The 1,619-nt window shown below is 57.8% G+C and carries 1 protein-coding gene; it reads left to right on the top strand.

Annotated features, from left to right (window positions below; translation table 11 throughout):
• Positions 1–510: 510 nt before the first annotated feature.
• The gene (locus ACTQ1Z_RS08515; RefSeq protein WP_039688992.1) at positions 511–1,416 is read left to right on the top strand and encodes a putative RNA methyltransferase; all 906 of its coding nucleotides are present in this window, start codon (positions 511–513) and stop codon (positions 1,414–1,416) included.
• The last annotated feature ends 203 nt before the right edge of the window (positions 1,417–1,619 follow it).

Below are 1,619 nucleotides of genomic sequence, written 5' to 3'. Positions count from 1 at the left end.
GCCAGCCCCAGCTCCCGGGTCGCCCGGTGAAGGCGAGGAAGAAGGGCGTGAAGGGAGCGAAGAGCGTTGCTGCCTAGGCTAGCCCCTTGTCACACAAACTACCGAAGCCTCCTTTTTTCACCTGCTGAAGGTTATCAATCTTCTTATTGAGTATCTCGGCATTCTTTCTTCTGCCAATGCCCTGGCGGGCAGATCCACCCCCCTTTCGGCTGGTTCGGGGTCGCAGGCATGCCCTGGCGGGCAGATCAGCGCCTTTTCGGCAGGTTCGGGGGCGCAGGCATGCCCTGACAGACGGCTGCATTGCCCATATGCGTTTTGCGCGCGAGGACCCTGTTGCTCCTGTCAAAAGCGTGGCGAAATGAAGTGGCCCAAAAGAGGGCAGCAGAATACCGAAATCCCAGCTTGAAATAGCTCAGCTATTTGTCACTGTGCGGTTCTGCCTGCTGTGATTAGCCATGCACTGCTGGGGAAGACTCATCCGCTAGAATTGCTTGGACGAAAGGAGACGCAATGGTACTCGACAGATACGCGCGATTTGCTGACAGCGCCGACGTGCTCTCTTGCCCCCTTTGCCACAGCGCCCTGAAGCTGCAGGAAGGGAGCCTCGTATGTCCGAAGAGGCACTGCTTCGATATCGCAAAGCAGGGGTACGTAAACCTTCTAGGGCCCTCCAGGCAGTCAGCCCACTACAGCAAAGAATCCTTTGAGAGCCGCATGGCAATCCTGGAGGCAGGGTATTACGACCACGTGAAAGAAGCCGTCCTCACCGCGGTAGGAAGGGCCCTTTCCCCAAGCGAGGGTCCTGCAGCTGTGAACGCGACGCCATTCCGCGTGCTCGACGCGGGATGCGGAGAAGGCTTCTATGCACGTGCAATCCGAGAAAACCTCTGTGTCGACGTGGTGGCGTTTGACCTCTCAAAAGACGCCATGCTGATGGCGGCCCGCCACGATTCCAGAAAGGCGGTCAAATGGCTGGTTGGCGACCTGACGAACATCCCCGTGCTGAAAGGCTCCATCAACTGCGTGGTGGACGTATTCGCTCCCTCGAACTACGACGAATTCAAGCGCGTTCTCACCCCAACCAGAAACGCCTCCGCGCCAGGAGTGCTGGTCAAAGTGGTTCCAGGCAGCAATCATCTTACGGAGCTGCGCCACCTTGCTGAAGGATCTTTGCGCAGCAAGGAATACTCAAACCAGCTGGTGACCGATTGCTTTGAGAAGCACTTCAAGATGACCGACCGCATCAAGGTGACGCGCACCTTCGAGATGTCCGAAAGGGACGTCCGCGTGTTCGCCGAGATGACGCCGCTGCTGTTCGGCATCGACGCGGAGTCCCTAAATCTATCGCGTGTGAAAAGCATCACCATCGAGGCTGAATTGCTGGTGGGCACCCCTCGCTCCCAAGGCCCTTCATGAGCTCAGCCAGCTCATCATCCTCTTAATTGCAGGGCTGAAGGACAGCCCTTGTCAACCGCCCCAGAAGAAATCTGGCTCTTCGGTGGTTTCTATGGGAGAGATTCCGGCATAGGCCCAGCTCAGCGGGCGAAAACAACGATCTGGAACTGAAACGGCCCCGGGAGGGGCCGTTTCCGCGTCATCCGCCTATGATTGCTAAGCCA

This window comes from Parolsenella sp. LCP21S3_E11 (assembly GCF_052118165.1).
GTDB lineage: Bacteria > Actinomycetota > Coriobacteriia > Coriobacteriales > Atopobiaceae > Parolsenella.
Note: the sequence above shows the minus strand (reverse complement) of the source record. Positions and strands in the feature narration are given on the sequence as shown.